The sequence below is a fragment of the Pseudomonas frederiksbergensis genome, from assembly GCF_000802155.2.
In the GTDB taxonomy this organism is placed as follows: Bacteria; Pseudomonadota; Gammaproteobacteria; order Pseudomonadales; family Pseudomonadaceae; genus Aquipseudomonas; species Aquipseudomonas frederiksbergensis_A.
In genome coordinates this window covers 345,468-363,887 of record NZ_JQGJ02000002.1, presented here as the reverse complement: position 1 = coordinate 363,887, position 18,420 = coordinate 345,468, and the positions used below count along the sequence as shown (strand labels likewise).

General features: G+C 59.0%; 15 protein-coding genes. 13 read left to right on the top strand and 2 right to left on the bottom strand.

The window, feature by feature from the left end; all coding sequences use genetic code 11:
* Positions 1–19: 19 nt before the first annotated feature.
* The 9 genes from JZ00_RS04660 (at position 20) to JZ00_RS04620 (ending at position 9,220) form a co-directional block, all read left to right on the top strand.
* The gene (locus tag JZ00_RS04660) at positions 20–1,327 is read left to right on the top strand and encodes an amidohydrolase family protein (RefSeq protein WP_014338831.1); all 1,308 of its coding nucleotides are present in this window, start codon (positions 20–22) and stop codon (positions 1,325–1,327) included.
* Between the two features lie 110 nt (positions 1,328–1,437).
* Positions 1,438–2,586 (top strand): acyl-CoA dehydrogenase family protein, encoded by a 1,149-nt coding sequence (locus JZ00_RS04655; RefSeq protein WP_034114487.1) that lies wholly within the window; start codon positions 1,438–1,440, stop codon positions 2,584–2,586.
* The gene (locus JZ00_RS04650; protein ID WP_014338833.1) at positions 2,586–3,659 is read left to right on the top strand and encodes an acyl-CoA dehydrogenase family protein; all 1,074 of its coding nucleotides are present in this window, start codon (positions 2,586–2,588) and stop codon (positions 3,657–3,659) included. Before JZ00_RS04655 ends, JZ00_RS04650 begins: the two co-directional genes overlap by 1 nt.
* Positions 3,656–4,456 (top strand): crotonase/enoyl-CoA hydratase family protein, encoded by an 801-nt coding sequence (locus JZ00_RS04645; RefSeq protein ID WP_039588609.1) that lies wholly within the window; start codon positions 3,656–3,658, stop codon positions 4,454–4,456. Before JZ00_RS04650 ends, JZ00_RS04645 begins: the two co-directional genes overlap by 4 nt.
* 42 nt (positions 4,457–4,498) lie before the next feature.
* Complete coding sequence (locus JZ00_RS04640) at positions 4,499–5,623, top strand: acyl-CoA dehydrogenase family protein (RefSeq protein ID WP_014338835.1); 1,125 nt, start codon at positions 4,499–4,501, stop codon at positions 5,621–5,623.
* A 24-nt stretch (positions 5,624–5,647) separates the two neighbouring features.
* The gene (locus tag JZ00_RS04635; RefSeq protein WP_039588608.1) at positions 5,648–6,199 is read left to right on the top strand and encodes a glutathione peroxidase; all 552 of its coding nucleotides are present in this window, start codon (positions 5,648–5,650) and stop codon (positions 6,197–6,199) included.
* A gap of 2 nt (positions 6,200–6,201) precedes the next feature.
* On the top strand, positions 6,202–7,062 hold the full coding sequence (panC, locus tag JZ00_RS04630) for a pantoate--beta-alanine ligase (protein WP_014338837.1): 861 nt from the start codon (positions 6,202–6,204) through the stop codon (positions 7,060–7,062).
* A gap of 88 nt (positions 7,063–7,150) precedes the next feature.
* A complete protein-coding gene (locus JZ00_RS04625) occupies positions 7,151–8,008 on the top strand; it encodes a cache domain-containing protein (protein ID WP_014338838.1) in 858 nt (285 codons plus the stop codon).
* A gap of 6 nt (positions 8,009–8,014) precedes the next feature.
* Complete coding sequence (locus JZ00_RS04620) at positions 8,015–9,220, top strand: MFS transporter (RefSeq protein ID WP_039588606.1); 1,206 nt, start codon at positions 8,015–8,017, stop codon at positions 9,218–9,220.
* Positions 9,221–9,430: 210 nt separating this feature from the next.
* Here the strand turns inward: JZ00_RS04620 and JZ00_RS04615 are convergent, their stop codons facing one another.
* A complete protein-coding gene (locus JZ00_RS04615; RefSeq protein WP_039588605.1) occupies positions 9,431–10,699 on the bottom strand; it encodes a tyrosine-type recombinase/integrase in 1,269 nt (422 codons plus the stop codon).
* Between the two features lie 153 nt (positions 10,700–10,852).
* A complete protein-coding gene (locus JZ00_RS04610; protein WP_039588604.1) occupies positions 10,853–11,767 on the bottom strand; it encodes a LysR family transcriptional regulator in 915 nt (304 codons plus the stop codon).
* A 258-nt stretch (positions 11,768–12,025) separates the two neighbouring features.
* Between JZ00_RS04610 and JZ00_RS04605 the strand changes: the two genes are divergently transcribed.
* From JZ00_RS04605 to pgm, 4 genes are all read left to right on the top strand, one after another.
* The gene (locus JZ00_RS04605; RefSeq protein WP_039588603.1) at positions 12,026–13,051 is read left to right on the top strand and encodes a zinc-dependent alcohol dehydrogenase family protein; all 1,026 of its coding nucleotides are present in this window, start codon (positions 12,026–12,028) and stop codon (positions 13,049–13,051) included.
* 663 nt (positions 13,052–13,714) lie between these two features.
* Entirely contained in the window at positions 13,715–15,202 is a 1,488-nt protein-coding gene (locus JZ00_RS04600; protein ID WP_039588601.1) for a hypothetical protein, read from the top strand.
* 75 nt (positions 15,203–15,277) lie between these two features.
* Positions 15,278–16,675 carry an aminotransferase-like domain-containing protein gene (locus JZ00_RS04595; RefSeq protein ID WP_039588599.1) on the top strand — a complete coding sequence of 466 codons (1,398 nt, stop codon included), beginning with the start codon at positions 15,278–15,280 and terminating at the stop codon, positions 16,673–16,675.
* A gap of 92 nt (positions 16,676–16,767) precedes the next feature.
* Positions 16,768–18,414, top strand: coding sequence for a phosphoglucomutase (alpha-D-glucose-1,6-bisphosphate-dependent) (gene pgm / locus JZ00_RS04590; protein WP_039588598.1), 1,647 nt, complete (start codon positions 16,768–16,770; stop codon positions 18,412–18,414).
* Positions 18,415–18,420: the final 6 nt, after the last annotated feature.

Genomic DNA, 18,420 nt, shown 5'->3' with positions numbered 1-18,420 from the left:
GAATGCGAAGGGGAAAACAATGAAAGTTGAAGATCTGATTCTCGTCAGTGTCGATGACCACGCGATCGAGCCGCCAAATGCCTTTGCTCGTCACATGCCTGCCCGTTTCAAGGGGCGCGAGCCGCATGTGATCAAGAAAGGCGATCGCGATGTTTGGGTGTTCGAGGAGCAGGCCACTGGCTACATGGGCCTCAACTCCGTGGTCGGCCGACCCAAAGAGGAATACGGCATGGAGCCGCTGGGCTACGAGCAGATGCGTCGTGGCACCTGGAGTATCAAGGACCGCGTCGACGATATGAACGCCAACGGCGTGCTCGGTTCATTGTGCTTTCCTACCTTCCCGGGTTTTGCCGGGCAACGTTTCCAGGTGCACGCTGACCGTGACGTGTCGATGGCGGCCATCCAGGCTTACAACGACTGGCATTTGCATGACTGGTGCAATGCAGCGCCAGGTCGTTTCATCCCGCTGATGATCGTGCCGTGGTGGGACATGAAGGCCGCTGCCGCCGAGGTTGAGCGCCTGGCCAAACAGGGGGTGCACGCGCTATCGCTGTCGGATAACCCGGCCATTCACGGTTACCCGTCGATTCACAGCGATTACTGGGACCCGTTGTGGAAGGCCTGCAGCGATAACAAGGTGGTGATCTGCTGTCACATCGGTACCGGCGTAAAAGCCAACCACGCATCGGATTTGTCCCCCATCGATGCCTGGATTACCTCCATGCCGATTTCCATCGCCAACTCCGCCGCCGACTGGATCTGGGCGCCCATGTGGAAAAAATTCCCGGACCTGCGCATGGCGCTTTCCGAAGGCGGCATCGGCTGGATTCCTTACCTGCTGGAGCGGGCTGACTTCACCCACCGTCATCACAACGCCTGGACCAATTCCAACTTCGACGGAAAAATGCCCAGCGACATTTTCAACAAGCACTTCATCACGTGCTTCATCGAAGATAATTTCGGCCTGAAGAACCTCGATTACTTGAACGCCGAGATGGTCACCTGGGAAAGCGATTACCCGCACTCCGACTGCACCTGGCCAAACTCGCCGGAAACCGCCTGGGAAGGGTTGCAGCACCTGCCCAAGGAGATGATCGACAAGGTCACTCACTTGAATGCCATGCGTGAGTTTTCCTTCGATCCGTTCTCCATCCATGGCCGGGAAAACTGCACGGTCGGCGCGCTGCGGGCTCAGGCCACGCACGTCAGCATCGAGCCTGCCCTGGGCCTGGGCGGCGCCGATCATGGTCGCCATGACAACAAGCCGGTCACCTCCGGCGACATCAATGCGATGTTCGCCCAGGCTGACGCGCAAACCGCGTTGTAAGTTGTCGCTGCTCCCACAGTCGCCGGCCAATGGCGGCTGTGGAGCGGTTGCCGTTCTGTGGTCGCTTCGTTCGAAGCGATTGCGCCTGTGTTGAGCGTGAGAGAGCGCATATGGCCATCAGTCAATTTTCCTACAGCAGTATTCCTCCCGAGGCGGAAGCGCTTCGCCCAGAGGTGCGAGCGTTCATTCACGATACGCTGGCCGATTATCCTCCCACCCTGAGTGCGCGGTCCTGGATGGGGTTCGACGCCGAGTTCAGCAAGAAACTCGGCGCCAGGGGCTGGGTCGGCATGGCCTTGCCCAACGCCTACGGCGGTGCACAGGCGAGCCCGTTTGCCCGCTATGTGATTATCGAAGAGTTGCTGGCTGCCGGTGCGCCGGTATCAGCTCATTGGATCGCCGACCGGCAAAGCGGGCCGCTGATCAATCGTTTCGGCACCGAGCAGCAAAAACAGCATTACCTGCCGGCCATTTGCCGGGGTGAAAGCTACTTCTGCATTGGCATGAGCGAGCCCAATTCCGGCTCGGACCTGGCGTCGATCAAAAGCACTGCGGTGCGTGAGGGTGATGATTGGCTGGTCAATGGTCAGAAGGTCTGGACCACCAACGCCCACCATTCGCACTACATGATTGCCCTGGTGCGTACCGGTGAGAAACAGGCCGCCAGGCATGAGGGCATGTCGCAATTCATCGTCGATCTGAGCCTGCCCGGCATCACCATCCGACCGATTCGCGACCTGGCCGGTGGCGAGCACTTCAACGAAGTGTTTTTCGACAATGTGCGGCTGCCCGCCGACGCCTTGATCGGCACTGAAGGCAAAGGGTGGGACCAGGTCACCGCTGAACTGGCCTTCGAGCGCAGCGGCCCTGAGCGGTTCCTCAGTTGCATGGCCTTGTTGAAAACGCTGATTGACGCGGTGGGCAAGACACCCAATGCGCTACAGGCGCGGGAGATCGGGCGGCTTTCGGCCAAGTTGCTGACACTGCGCAATATGTCGTTGTCGGTCACGGCACAGCTGGCAGCGGGTGAGCATCCGGCCTGGGCGGCTTCCTGCGTGAAGGACTTGGGCAATGCCTTTGAGCAGGAAATTCCCGAGGTTGCCCAGCTGTTACTGGAAACCGAACCACGGCAAGACGGCGGCAGCGAACATGCACGGGTGCTGGCCTACCTGACTCAGATGGCGCCCTCATTCTCACTGCGCGGGGGCACGCGCGAAATTCTACGCGGCATCATTGCCCGCGGGTTGGGGTTGCGATAATGCGCGAGATATTTGAAACGACGATTGAACGCCTGTTTGCCGATGTGGCGACGCCGGCTTATGTGATGGGTTGTGAAGGCGGCGAATGGCCGGCCGAATTATGGGCCGCGCTGGACGAGTCGGGCTTTACCCAGGCGGGTGTCACCGAAGCGCTGGGAGGTGCTGAAGCCAGTTGGGCCGATATGTATGTGCTGGTCCGTGCCGCCGGGCGCTTTTCGGTGCCCGCGCCATTGGGTGAGGCCCTGCTCGCCAACTGGCTACTGAGCAAGGCCGGCCTGGAGGGCAGGGCAGGCGCCCTGAGCATGGCGGCCAGCGCTGATCTGGTGCTCGATGGCGAGCGCGTTCATGGCGCTGCCTATTCGGTCCCTTGGGGGCGCAATGTCGAAGCGCTGGTAGCGATTGCCAATAGCGTAACCGGTGTCCCACATGTGGTGTTGCTTGAGCGCAGTGCTGCCAGCGAACTCACGCCGAGCTTGAATGTGGCGGGCGAGCCACGGGATGACCTGGGGTTCACCAGTGCCCAGGTACTGGCGCAAGCGCCGCTACCCGCCGGGCTCGACGCCGATGTCCTGGAACTGGGCGGTGCGATGCTGCGTGCGGCGCAGACCGCCGGGGCTTTGCACGCGCTATTGGACATGACCGCCAACTACGCCGGCGAACGCAAACAATTCGGGAAGGCCATTGGTTCGTTCCAGGCCATTCAACAGCAATTGGCGGTATTCGCCGAACAGGCTGCTGCCGCCGGCATTGCCGCCGAGGCCGCCTTTGCAGAGTCCCGTTGGGGCCTGGCCGCGCTGACCATTGCTGCCGCGAAAATCAGCACGGCAGAAGCGGCCAGTGTTGGCGCCGGCATTGCGCATTCCGTGCATGGGGCTATCGGGTTTACCGAGGAGTACCCCCTGCATTTGCTCACGCGGCGGTTGTGGGCGTGGCGCAGCGAATTCGGATCGGCCAGCGTTTGGAGTCAACGTTTCGGCGCTCAAATATGCCAGGGAGGCAGCGATGGATACTGGCCGTTGCTGACCAGCCACGGCCAGCAATCCTTAATCTGTCCTGCGAGTAACCCGGCATGAGCAACTTTCTTCAGATCGAGCGCGAGGACGGCATCGTCACTGTGCGCATGAACCATCCCGATACCCGCAATGCGCTGACGACGCCCGAGCAGATTCAGGAGTTTGTCGACCTGTGTGCGGAACTGCGGCGCGACAAGTCGGCGCGGGTGATGGTGCTCACGGGCAATGGCAGCGCGTTCTGTGCCGGCGGTAACGTCAAGGATATGCACGAGCGTGGCGGTATCTTCGCCGGTTCGCCCTATGAGTTGCGCAATACCTACCGCGATGGCATTCAACGCATTCCCCTGGCGATTTACGAGCTGGATATTCCAGTCATCGCGGCGGTAAACGGCCCGGCGATTGGCGCGGGTCTCGATCTGGCGTGCATGTGCGACATCCGCCTGGCGGCGCCCAAGGCGATCTTCGCCGAGAGTTTCGTGCGCCTGGGCATTGTTCCCGGGGACGGCGGTGCCTGGCTGTTGCCGCGCATCATCGGCATTCCCAAAGCCAGTCTCATGGCGTTTAGCGGCGATGCCATCGATGCCGCAAAGGCGCTGGAATGGGGCCTGGTGGAGCAAGTCTGCACGCACGAAACGCTCCAGACGGAAGCTCAGGCGCTGGCGCGACGAATCGCCAGTAATCCGGGGCATGCGTTGCGCCTGTGCAAGCGCCTGCTACGTGAAGGCCAACATATGCGCCTGGATTCGCTGCTGGAATTGTCCGCGGCGTATCAGGCGCTGGCGCATCACACCGAAGACCATCAAGAGGCGGTGGCGGCTTTTGTCGACAAGCGCGATCCCGATTATCAGGACCGCTGATCACCCATTGCCCACAACAAGAATCGAGCTGGAGTAAGCAAAATGCGTGGCGTATTTCGAGAAGACCACAACATGTTCCGTGATCAGGCCCGCCGCTTCGTCGACCGCGAAATCGTGCCTTACCTGCATGAGTGGGAAAAGAACGGCATCGTTCCCAAGGAGGTTTGGCTCAAGGCCGGCGAGAACGGATTGCTGTGCTCCACGGTGCCAGAAGAATATGGCGGCCCCGGAGGTGACTTCGGTCATTCGGCGGTGATGATCGAAGAGCTGGCGCGAGCCAACGCCACTGCCGTGGGTTTCACCACCCACTCGGAAATCGTAACGCCTTACATCGTGGCCTACGGCAGCGAAGAGCAGAAGCAGCAATGGCTGCCGCGTATGGTCAGTGGTGAATTGATTGGCGTGATCGCCATGAGCGAACCGGGGATCGGCAGTGACCTGAGGGCCATGCGCACCTCGGCGCGGCGCGACGGTGACGACTACATTGTCAGTGGCCAGAAGACCTTTATCACCAACGGTGGGAATGCTGGCCTGGTGGTCACTGCCACCAAGATTGACCCCGCGGCCAAAGAGTTGACCTTGATCTGCGTCGAAGAAGACCGTGCCGGCTTCGCCAAGGGACGCCTGCTGGAAAAGATCGGCCTGAAAGGGCAAGACACCGCCGAACTGTTTTTTGATGAAGTCCGGGTGCCTGTCGGCAATCGTTTGGGCGAGGAGGGCATGGGGTTCAAATACCTGACCCATCAACTGGCCTGGGAGCGCCTGATTATCGCGATCCGTGCCGCGCAATCGATCGACACGCTGCTGGAGGAAACCATTGGTTATACCCGTGAGCGCAAGGTCTTCGGCAAACCGGTGCTCGACTTCCAGAACACCCGTTTCAAACTCGCTGAAGCCAAGGCCCAGGCCACCATGTTGCGGGTGTTCGTTGACGACTGCCTGACCAAGGTGATGCGCGGTGAGTTGACGCCTGAAATCGCCGCGATGGCCAAGCTACTGGGGTCGGAAATGCAGGGCAAGCTGCTCGACGAGTTCCTGCAATTGCACGGTGGTTATGGCTTCATGAGCGAATACAAGATCAGCCGTGCCTGGGTAGATGCTCGCGTTGCTCGGATCTACGGCGGCACCTCGGAAATCATGAAAGAAATTATCGGCCGTACCCTTTGAAGTACTGCCGCAGGAGGCAATCAGATGAATAACTCCCTTTATGACATTCCTTTGAAAAAAAACGATGGCAGTGCCAGCCGCCTGGGCGACTATCAGGGAAAAGTTCTGCTGGTGGTCAACGTCGCTTCAAAATGCGGCCTGACCCCGCAATACGAGGGGTTTGAAAAGCTGTACCAAAGTAAAAAAGACCAGGGGTTTGAGGTGTTGGGTTTCCCGGCCAATAACTTCAGAGAACAGGAGCCGGGGAGCGACGCGGAAATCGTCGAGTTCTGTTCGGTCAACTATGACGTCCACTTTCCGTTGTTCTCGAAAATCTCGGTGGTCGGCGCGGATCAGCACCCTCTCTACACTCAACTGACTGGCTCGCAACCTGAAGCCATCGGTGACGGTCCGTTCCGTGAGCGGTTGAAGGGATATGGCATCGAGTCGGCCAACACCACGGACGTGCTGTGGAATTTCGAGAAATTTTTGATCGACCGCCACGGCGCGGTGGTTGCGCGTTTCGCTCCGGACGTTACGGCGGATGACCCTCGGTTGCTTGACGCGATAAATACACAGTTGGCCAAAGAGGCTTAGGCGTGCAGACGGTCGACACAGTGAGTGCACTTCGCGCGTTGGTAACCCGCGCGCGCAGTGAAAACAAGAAAGTCGCTCTGGTGGCAACCATGGGCAATTTACATGAGGGTCATATAGCCCTGGTTCATTGGGCCAGGCAGCGGGCTGATTATGTGGTCGCGAGTATCTTCGTCAATCCACTCCAGTTCGGGGCGAGTGAGGATCTGGCCGGCTATCCTCGGACGCCGGAGGCGGATCGAGAGAAACTGGTCGACGCTGGCTGTGATGCGCTATTTGTCCCGGCTGTCGAACAGATCTATCCCGAAGGAATGCTTAACCAGGCCATTGTTAGTGTGCCGAACGTCTCCGAAGGTTTGTGCGGTGCAGCGCGCCCAGGACACTTCGATGGCATGGCTACGGTCGTTGTCAAATTGCTGAATATCGTTCAGCCGAACGTCGCGGTTTTCGGGGAGAAGGACTATCAGCAGTTGGCGGTCATTCGTTCAATGGCCAGGGATCTCAATATGACAGTCGACATTGTCGCTGCTCCGACCATTCGAGCCCCGGATGGGTTGGCGTTATCTTCCCGCAACGGTTATCTGACCGATAGAGAGCGTGCCATTGCTCCAGTGCTTTATGCATGCCTGCAACAAATGGCGGCGTCTATCCAGGTTGAGGGTCGGGTGGCTGAGGGCCAGTTGATGGAATGTCGTCGACGTATAAGCGACGCCGGTTTTCAGCTGGAGTACTTTGAGGTCAGGAATGCCCAGAATTTAAATCCTGTGACAAGCACTGATACTCATTTTGTGATCCTGGTGGCGGCGCGCATCGGTAAAACGCGACTCATCGATAATTTGACGGTGGATCTTCGCCTGGGTGACTGAATTAACCATCACGGAATGCATCACCACACAGTCCCAAGGGGGGCCTCAGTCCATCGTGAAAACAGAAAGATCACCAAAGGAAACGACAGTGGGCCTTTATCGAGCATTCGCTGCGCTTTGCCTGTGTTTTGTCTCTCTAGTCGGCGTTGCTCAGCAAGCCCCAGCGGATGCCTATGGTGCCGACACCCAGCGTGCCAAAGCCTTGCTGGCAAAAGCTGTCGCCGAGTACAAAGCCAAGGGCGACACAGCGTTAGCCGAGTTCAGCCGGCAGGGGGCCTATGTCGATGGTGAGCTGTACATCTACGTGGTAGATACCTCCGGTGTAATGCTTGCGAGCGGCGGGCCTTCAGTTTCACTGGTCGGCAAACCGGTGGTCAGCTTCCTGGACGACGACCTCAAAGCTGTATTCCAGCAAGCCATTTCACAGCCAGATGACGGCGTTGTGCATAGCGCCGAATACCGCTGGTGGAACTGGCAACACGCCAAGGTCGAGCGCAAACGGGTGTTCTATCAGCGTGTGCAGGATCGGGTGATCTCCGTGGGTTACTACATGCCACGGTCGAGCCCGGAACAGGCACAACAACTGCTGCGCCAAATCTCGGGGCAAGTTGCCAACGACGCTAAAACCACCTTCAGCCTCATTAATCAGCACGATAAGCAGCTCACCCGGGATGATCTTTATGCCTTTGTGGTGGACCTGAAAACCCAGCGGTTTGTCGCTCACGGTTTTTCGCCCCGGTTGATCGGCACCGACTTCAAGTCATTGCGCTCAACCGACGGCAAGCCTATTGGCGAGGATATTCTCAAGCAGATGAGCGCCCATGAAACAGGGGAGATCGCCTATCTGTGGCGCAACCCTATGACCGGGCAGAACGAATACAAGAGGACTTTTCTGCAGCGGGTGAACGGGTACATCGTCGCCGTGGGCTGCTATGCAATCAAGTGATCAATGATGGGTGATATCGGTGTTTTGAGCCATGGCAGCGACAAGGCGACCCGTAGCCATTGGATGATTCTGTCCATTATCAGCTTCAACTTTATCTCGTACGTATGCAGTGGCTTGCCGCTTGCTGTGTTGCCGGGCTACGTCCTCAATGACCTGGGCCTGCCCTCGGTTTTCGCGGGTGTGGTGATCAGCTCGCAGTACCTGGCGACGCTCCTGACCCGCCCCTTGGCTGGTGGCGTGGCCGATCGCCTGGGTGCCAAATACGCGGTGGTGTGTGGGTTCAGTGGCTTGATGTTGAGCGGCACCCTGACTGCGCTCGCCATTTTCCTGCACACCCAACCCTGGTTGACCCTGACACTATTACTGCTGGGGAGGTTGGTGTTGGGGGCGTCCACAGCCATGATTTCCACGCCCTGCTGCACCTGGGCCATCGGGTTATGCGGTGCCCCTCGGGCAGCACAGGTCATGTCGTGGAACGGAATAGCGGCTTACGGCGGCACGGCTGTTGGCGCGCCACTGGGTGTGCTGCTGCACAATTCGTTGGGTATCGCCAGTGTGGGGTTGAGCACCGTGTTGCTTGGCCTGATGTTCCTGCTTTTGGCTCTGGGCAAGCGGTCAGCTCCATTAGTGACAGGCGCCCGTCTGGCATTTTATCGAGTCCTGTTCGCCGTCTTGCCAAATGGCCTGGTCCTGGTTTGCAGTTCGGTGGGGTTTGGCGGGCTGACGGCGTTCGTCGCACTGTACTTCGACAGTCTGGGCTGGGATCACGCCGCCTACTGTCTAAGTGGCTTCGGGGCAGGTTTTATCGTTGCCCGATTGTCGTCGCCGGGAATACTGCAGCGATTCAGAGGGTACAAGGTGGTGGGTGGGTGCCTGCTTGTACAGACCTTGGGCATGCTGCTGATATGGCTGGCGCCGTCTCCTGCGCTGGCCATTGCCGGCGGGGCGTTGACCGGGATAGGGGTGTCATGGGTCTATCCGGGGCTAGGCGTGGAGACATTGGCGAGCACTCCGGCCGCGAACCGTAACTCGGCGCTCAGTGCCCTTTCAATATTTTTTGATATTGCAGTGGGGATCGCCGGCCCGGTGATGGGCCTGGTTGCCTCAGGTTTTGGCTATGCTGCGATATTTCTCTGTGCTGCACTGATGTCAGCAGGCGGGTTTCTAGTGGCGCTCTGCCTATGTTGGCGGAAGGGCCGCATACGCGATTGATACGGCTTGCTTAATGGTCCCTCTGTTTGACATGACTGATGCGCAAGTAAGCCCTTCGACGCTCTGAGAGCGCAGCGATCCACAGGCTTCCTGTTCGCGGCCTGCCTGGCCGACGATGTGATCGACTGGACGCCATGCCATAATGGAAAGCCCTCTCGATTTTGAAGACCGTTTCCCGCTCCAATCTCCTGATTTGTATTCGCTGTATCGTCAATCTGTGGTTATTCGCGCCGCGTTTTGACGCAACTGATCTAGGTAGTTTGCCCATTGTTGGGCAGCCTCTCGGCGTTGCGCCAGCAATTGAGCCCTTGCATACACTGCCCCGAGCGCACCCGGCATTCGGTGAGATAAAGACAGTTCAAGCACGATAGGATCTATACCCAAATGCTCGTGGGCTATGGTCCGGTAGGTCGCGCGAAAGCCGTGAGCAGTGATGTTGTACTCCGGCCAAATACGCTGAAAGGACTTGAGCATGGAGGTCGGGTTTATGGGACGTCCCGGATAGACCGGCGAGACGAACACCCAGCCTTTGCCTTCTTCATCCACCACGCGGGTTTTATGTAGCTCGCGTAACAGAACCAAGGCTTGTTCAGGCAACGGCACGATGTGTTTGCTCTTGTCCAGATGCTTGGTCTTGCTCACCACATAACGCCAATCGGCGCCCACCAAGTCGACGTCTTCCCAGCGCATCTGCACCAGTTCGCCTGGGCGGACCGGCAACATGACCAGCAGGCGCATTGCGGTGGCAACGCTGCCGTCGTTGCAGTCATCAAGGCGTAGAAGAAACCTGCCCAAGTCGGATGGCCTTTCGATCGCAGGGTTGCTGGTCACGATGTGGCGAATCTTCAACTCCTCAATGTTGCTGAGTGCCACGTTGCGCTCCACCCAGCCGCGACCTTCGGCAAAGCCCAGAACGGCACGTATGATGGTGCGCACGCGCCGGGCCATGGCCATGGTGCGCTGGCGGCGCAACTCAGTGATGATCGTAGTGATGTGCTCCAACTTGATCTCGCTGATCGGTTTTTTGCCAATGGCGGGCAAGATGTGGTTGTTCAGCGCTCCGGTAAAGCCCGAGATGGATTTTGTCACCAGTTCGGCAGACTTGAATGCCAACCATTGCTCGGCCACGTAAGCGAAAGTGCGCTCTTCATTGAGCAACTGTGCCTCGATCTTGGCGGTCTTGGCCTTGAGCGGAGCGGTGTGGTTAGCCACGTCGCGGCGTGCGCCGCGGGCAATGTCGCGTGCCTCCTTGAGGCTAATGTCGGGGTAAGCACCGATGGAGAAGCGGTTTTCCTTCCCATGCAGCCGATACTTCAATCGCCAAACCTTGGAAGGGGATTTGCCGACCTTACTCGACGCCCTCACCTCCAAGTAGAGGCCAGGAACTTCGCCATCGGCGTGTTTGCCAGGTTCGGTCAGTGAGCGGATCAAGGCATCGCTGAGTTTTCGTTTGAAAACAACCGCATTATCTGGGGGCATCGGTGGGGGCATCCTTTTTAAGGAACCGAAATTTGCCCCCAATTATGCCCCCATGAGTCGTGGAATCCATTGGATTTAGACAGACGGCTATGGACTTAAGTAACCAATAACTTGTTGTTATAAAACAGTTTTATGGAATTTAGTGGAATTCCATTACAGGCTATCGGGGTCCCCAAAGAACATCTGAATCCGCGACCGCAACCATCGCTCTCCAGGGTCGTTGTCCTGAGAGCCACGCCAGGCCATGTGCAGTTCGAAGCTGCGCACCGGTATGGGTGGGTCTTCGGCGCGTACGCCGCCGGCGGCGGTCAGGGCGTCGGCGGTGTAGTCGGGCACGATGGCGATGATATCGGTGCCGGCTAACAGCGTACTCAATCCGTTGAATTGTGGCACCGCCAGCACCACATGACGCTTGCGGTCGAGTTTTTCCAGCTCTTCGTCGATAAACCCACTCAGGTCCCCGGCAAAGGACACCAGGGCATGGGGACGCGCGCAGAATTCGTCCACGGTCAGTTTTCCCGGCGCGGTGTCGGCTCGCAGCACCTTGGGCATGCTTCGCCGCAAGACCTTGCGCTTGGCGTTGGCCGGTAGGTCTTCGGTGTAGCTGACGCCGATGGAGATTTCACCGGAGGCCAGCAAGCCCGGCATCAGGATGTAATTGACCCGGCGCACCACCAGCACGATGCCCGGCGCTTCGGCCCGCAGGCGCTTGAGCAGCATGGGCAGCAGGGCGAACTCGGCGTCGTCCGACAGGCCGATGCGAAACACCGAGGTGCTGGTGGCGGGGTCGAATTCTGCCGCCCGGCTGACTGCCGTGGAGATCGAATCCAGGGCCGGAGAGAGCAGGGCGAAGATTTCCACGGCGCGGGCCGTTGGCTCCATGCTGCGCCCGGTGCGGACGAACAAGGGGTCGTCGAACAGGCTGCGCAGGCGTGACAGCGCGGCACTGATGGCCGGCTGGCCGAGGAACAATTTCTCGGCGGCGCGGGTCACACTGCGTTCATGCATCAATGTTTCGAACACGATCAACAGGTTCAGGTCGACACGACGCAGGTCATTACGATTCATCTGGGGTCCTGGCAGATTCGGCAAGCTTGACGTGGACGGCCATATGAGAACAATGGCCGGCATGAATCTTACGGGGAAAGGCTGGTGCTCTGCATCGGATAAATGCATTTTCTTGGGGATGAGTCCTACAGGAGTGGTTCGGTATTCTTGCTGCGGAATCAATGACAGGCATGTCGACTATTAATAGCCACTGATGGTCTTGGGTACAAAGCCCGGATAGAGTTCATGGCATTAGAGGTTACTTTGACGAGGTTTGCGATGTCCCGCACGATCCGTTTTCACAAGTTTGGCGGTGCCGAGGTGCTCAAATGCGAAGAGCATGCGGCGGCTGTTCCTGCGCCGGGAGAGGTGCAGGTCCGCGTTGAAGCGATCGGCATCAGTTGGTATGACACCCTGTGGCGCCAGAACCTGGCGTCGTCCCAGGCGCGCCTGCCGTCAGGGCTTGGCCATGAAATGGCCGGCGTGGTCACCGCCGTCGGCGACGGGGTCGACGATCTGGCGGTGGGTGACAAGGTCGCCAGCTTCCCCGCAGAGAGCCCGAACGATTATCCGGTGTATGGCGAGGTCATCGTGCTGCCACGCACCGCGCTGACCCGCTATCCCGACGTGCTCAGCCCGATCGAGGCCGCCGTGCACTACACGCCGCTGTTGATCGCCTATTTCGCCTACATGGACCTGGCGCGGGTCAAGCCTGGGCAATTTGCCCTGGTCACCGACGCCAGCCATTGCGCCGGCCCATCATTCGTGCAGTTGGGCAAGGCTTTGGGTGTCAGGGTGATCGCGGCGACCAAAACAGCGGATGAGCGTGAATACCTGGTATCGCTCGGTGCTGAAAAGGTGATCGTCACCGAAGAACAGGACTTGCTGATGCAAATCAACAAGCTGACGGACAACCGTGGCGTCGACGTGGTGTTCGACGGTCTTGGCGGTCCACAGATGTCGCTGCTGGGTGATGTGCTGGCACCGCGGGGCAGCCTGGTGCTGTATGGCTTGCAAGGTGGCAACCAGACGCCATTTCCCGCGTGCGCGGCCTTCCAGAAGAATATTCAGTTCTTTGTGCACTGCATCGGCAATTTCACCGGTAAGCCGGAGCTGGGGATTGTCCAGGACCAGGTAGCCTTGCAGCGCGCATTGCGCGATATCAATCAGCTTACCGCCGATCGGGTGCTGCTGCCGCTCAAGACCCGGGTTTTCCCGTTCTCCGAGTTCGTCGAGGCTCACCGTTACATGGGCGAGTGCCCTTGCCGTGAACGTGTTGCCCTTCAGGTAGTCGATCCTGCTTGATCCATCCCTTTGCGCAAGAGTCATTGTTAACGGCTCTTGCGCGGTCTGCGGCCAAACCGGCCATTCTTTGCTCCTGCCTGTCCTGTTCGCCGCTCGCGGTCGCCTGGCGAATGACGCCTTGGCCCGCAGCCTCAAGCCGGCCGCCCTCTGTTTCCTGACATAAGCGATCGGCAAAACCAACTGAACTGGTTTTTGCTGTCAATCTGTATCTTCTAATCATTATTTAAGTCTTGATAATTGACGCTTGTTTCAGTCTCAAGGAAGAAGTCATGACGCGATACAGGCTTTCAGTCGGGTCACACCCCCAAGTGCAGTTTCAAGTCGTCCTTGCTTGCTCTAATTCTATTCGTGGGCATCAGAAGAGATCGGGCAGAGTCAACGACGAAATATGGATAGGGCCGTTCCTGATTTTCTGTATTAATTGTCTGTGGGACGCTGTAAGAAATCTCCTAGGACGCGCCGTTTATTCAGTTTTCCCCAATGAAATAAGGGCCTTGGGAGAGACTTGTTGGACAGGTAGGATGACTCTTGCATATGTATCAAATAATTACTAGAGGCAAGAATTAAACTTGCAGCTAATACTGTTTGCAATAACAAATTCATCCATCTCGGCAGGCCCGTCGTGCAATCACGCCGACAATCGATATTTCCAGGTAAATGGTTATGAGTGCAATTCATGAGCAGGCGATGACTTACGTATATCAACAGATATTGCAACGCTTGCTGGACTTCTATTCCCGCGCGGAACGCACCGCGTTGCAGCTTTTGATCCAGCGTTTGATCGTGGCCGCCGGCGGCATTGACCGAATTGGCGACTATCGCGTGCTGATGGTCCAGAACGGCAGCCGGGAAGGCTTCTATGTCCTCACGGCCCTTCGGGCGGCGCAGTTGAGCATCGCTGGGCGGCACCCGGCTACGTTCAACCTGCGCATTGTCACCCCGCGAATAGGGGAGACTTCGCAAGCTACCCTGGAAAACATCCATCGCTGCTACAGCGCGCTGTTCGTCTATGACGATTCCCGGGTCGAGCTGTTGATGGCGGACAATCGTGAGGTGCTGCCATTCAATCACAGGAAACCGCTATCGGCTGCAGGACGCGCGGCCAATCGAGTGGACCTGCTGATGTTCGGACACCTGCGCTCGGCTGACAGCCTCCTGGGGTTGGGCGACGACGGTTACCTGGCGATGGCGGAGTTCTACAGGAACATGGCGCGTTGGGAGGCGGGCGTCGACTCTTGGGTCACCAGCGATACGGTACGCCAGCAAAGGCAGTTCATGACGGGGCTTCATCGCGTCGCCCGAAAGATCGGCCAGGTCGTTGATCCGAGCAGTGGTTTCGATGGACTCCTCGCACAGCTCGATAATCTGGGTGGTGAGCTGTTCCGGCGCTTCTATGGGCAGGATTGCCTGGGGCCATGGCGGCCCGAAGGGCATTTCGAGGCTTGTCGGCGAATAGGGCACGTCAGCATCGACGACTTGATGGGCGAACGGCTCGAAGAAAGCAACTGGGCTTTGTTCAGCGAGTTTCTAAGGGTGCGCCCCGATGCGCTCGTCGCGCCGACGCTCGAACACGAGTACCTCAGCCCATATCTGTCGGCCCATCTGTACGGCCTGCAGGCGTGTTACCTGCAAGGGCGTAGCTACGAGACCGGCTATGGCGACTATGTCCAGCGCACGGTCATGATCATGCATCGCAAGCAAATGCCGATGCATGTCTGCCAGCAGGTACAGGAGTTGTTCGGTTCACCTTCGGCCATACCCGAGCGTCGCGCCCAGGCCGCCGCCGAAGTGAGTGAAGTCCTGGGGATCAACGAAACGCAACTGGTGTGCATGTTGTACGCGCCCTTTGTTGATAGCGGCGTGGGCCTGGAGCACTACCTGCGCTGCTGTCATCCCGGCATGCTGGTGGGGATGCCCGAGCTGCACAAGGCGTTGCAGGGTGGCACCGGAGGTGACCAGGTGGAGCAATGGATGACGGAAGTGAGCGGGTTGTCGGTTCCCATGCTTCGCACGTTGTACCGGACCCCCATCGCCTGTACCGAGCAGGAAACTGTGTCGGCGGCCGTTCGCCATTCGACTGTCGGGATTTTCGATCAGGACGAGGACGGGCAGGACGTCGACGAGCTGTGCGAACGCTCGGCGCGACGCTGAGGAGCCAGGTTTGAGGGATTTCGTTTCCACCGTCCCGGCACGGCCGGTAAAGGCATGTTTCGCTGGTCTCGCATTATGAAGGGAAGTCGTGAAACCGATTTCGCCTACCAGGCGGTCTATCGATACCTGACAAACCTGATCAATGAGCTGGGCGCTGATCCCCGTGTACGGTTGCCGTCGTTGCGCCAGTTGGCTGAGCGACTGAACGTGTCCATTTCCACTATTCAGTACGCCTATTCCTTGCTGGAAAAGGAGGGCAGGGTCTATTCGGTTGCCAAATCCGGCTATTACGCCTTGCCAGTGCCTTGCGTGACCGCCCTGGGCGACGGAGACGACTTGCTCGAAACCTTGTACGTCAACGCGCGCCGGCCAGGCATGCTGGTGCTCAGCGCCGATGAGCCGGCATCGTTGCAGTCACTGGACAGTCCACTTCTATTGCTTGAGCGCGAGTTGCTGCGCCAGTATCCGCGCACGTCGCAAATGCCGTCGCAACCCTGGGGGGAACAGGAGTTGCGCATGGCGCTGGCGGCGCGCTATACCTCATCGCCGGCCCGGTGCTGGAATGCCGATGATGTCTACATTGGCGCTGATCTGCGCGGGGTCCTGGAAATCCTGATTGCGGTGTTGGCCCTCAAGGGTGATACGGTCCTTGTCGAATCGCCCTGTGACTGGACGGTGCTGCGTTTGCTGCAAGCGGCTGACATCAAGGTCATCGAGCTTCCGCTGCTGGTGGGCGGCGACGTCGATATCGACCAGTTGGAACGACTGCTGGCGACCGAAACCGTCCGACTGGTGGTGCTTTCTTCAGTCCTGAACATGCCCATGGGCACGTTGAAAAGTGAAGCCAACCGCCAGGCCATAGCCCATCTGCTTGACCTGCGCGGCTGCTGGGTATTGGAAAACGACAGTTATACCGATCTTGCATTCGAGCCAGGCAATACGCCCTTGCGGGAATTGCTCGACCCAGACCGGCTGATTGTCTATTCCACATTTGAAAAAACCATAGGCCCCGAGGCGCCCTACGGCTACGTGTTGTCACGGCAGTTGACGTTGAAGCTACAGCGATATTTTCTGCTGCGAGCGTTTCGTCTGTCACCGATCCGCCAGAAAGCGATCGCTCGCTTGTATGGAAACGGTCGCATAGACCAACACCTGCTGGTGTTGCGGCGCCTGTTGCGCGAGAGCGCCGCCTCGACGACACAACTGATGCGCGATCGGCTGGGGGACTGTCTGCAATGGGTCGAGCCCGAGGGGGGCGCAACGGTGTGGGCGCGGTCATTGCGACAAGCGGATATGCGTGGGGTTTTCCAGCGATTGCTCGCCAGGCGCATTGTCATTGCCCCAGGGGAGCTGTTCAGCATCCAGGGGCTGTATGGGCAGAATCTGCGCTTGACCCATGCATTCAACGGGGTGAGCGACCCAGACGCTGCGTTTTGCGCATTGGCCGACGCTCTGAGGCTCGAACAGTCATGACCGCAGTGCGATGGATCGAACCCATCGCGTGGCGGTCGAACTGTCAGTAAACTGCATCCATTTTCGAGCCACTCCACTCCGAGGTTTTTTGCATGACAGTCAGTCCATTTGCGGGTAAGCCGGCACCGGCAGAATTGTTGATCGATATCCCGCGACTGGTGACAGCCTATTACACGGGTCGGCCTGATGCCTCGGTTGCCACCCAGCGCGTCGCTTTCGGCACATCGGGCCATCGGGGCAGTTCGTTCGACTTGGGCTTCAATGAATGGCACGTGTTGGCCATCAGCCAGGCGATCTGCCTGTACCGTGAGGCCCAGGGCATCAATGGGCCATTGTTCGTGGGTATCGATACCCATGCGTTGTCGACGCCGGCGGGTGCCAGCGCGTTGGAGGTGCTGGCTGCCAACGGCGTGACCGTGATGATCGCCGAGGGTGACGAATACACACCGACACCGGCGGTTTCCCATGCCATCCTCTGCTACAACCGTGGCCGTACCACGGGGCTGGCGGACGGCATCGTCATCACGCCATCCCACAACCCGCCGCAAAGCGGGGGCTATAAATACAACCCAACCAACGGTGGCCCGGCCGACACCCATATCACCAAGTGGATCGAAGCCAAGGCCAATGAGCTGCTCGCCAATCAACTGGCCGGCGTCAAGCGTGTCAGCCTCGAGCAGGCGCTCAAGGCTGACACGACCCACCGCCATGACTTCCTCAATACCTACGTGGCAGATCTGGTCAACGTCATCGATTTCGATGCCATCCGCAATGCCGGGTTGCGCCTGGGCGTCGACCCGCTGGGCGGTGCGGGCGTGCGCTACTGGCCGGCCATAGCCGAGCACTACCGCCTGGATCTGGAGGTGGTCAACACGCACGTGGACTCGACTTTCCGCTTCATGACGGTCGACTGGGACGGACAAATCCGCATGGACCCTTCTTCCAGCCACGCGATGCAAGGCCTGATCGGCCTGAAGGAACGTTTCGACGTGGCGTTCGCCTGCGATCCGGATCATGACCGCCACGGCATCGTGACCCCAAGCGGTGGGCTGTTGGCGCCGAACAACTACCTCGCGGTAGCCATCGATTATCTGTTCCAGAACCGCCCGCAATGGCGCGCCGACGCTGCCGTCGGCAAGACCGTTGTCAGCAGCGGCCTGATCGATCGCGTGGCCAAGCGCCTGGGGCGGCGCCTCTATGAAGTCCCGGTGGGCTTCAAGTGGTTTGCCGATGGGCTGTTTGACGGTTCCCTCGGTTTCGGCGGCGAAGAAAGCGCCGGCGCCTCGTTCCTGCGCAAGGACGGAGGCGTCTGGAGTACCGATAAGGACGGCCTGATCCCGGCACTGCTGGCTGCGGAAATGACCGCCCGCACTGGCCGTGATCCAAGCCAGGCCTATCGCGGCCTGACCGACGAGTTGGGCGAACCGTTCTCGGTGCGCGTCGACGCCAAGGCCAGTGCGCAGCAAAAAGCATTACTGAGCAAGCTGTCGCCGGATCAGGTCCAGTCCACCCAACTGGCCGGGGAAACGATCCAGAACATCCTCAGCCATGCGCCGGGCAACGACCAGGCGATCGGCGGCTTGAAAGTAATGACGGAGAACGGCTGGTTCGCTGCGCGTCCATCCGGCACCGAAGACATCTACAAGATCTACGCGGAAAGCTTCGTGAGCGACGAGCACCTGAAACAGTTGGTCGTCGAGGCGCAGGCGCTGGTGGATGGCGCCATTTCCGGGCAGTAACCGGAC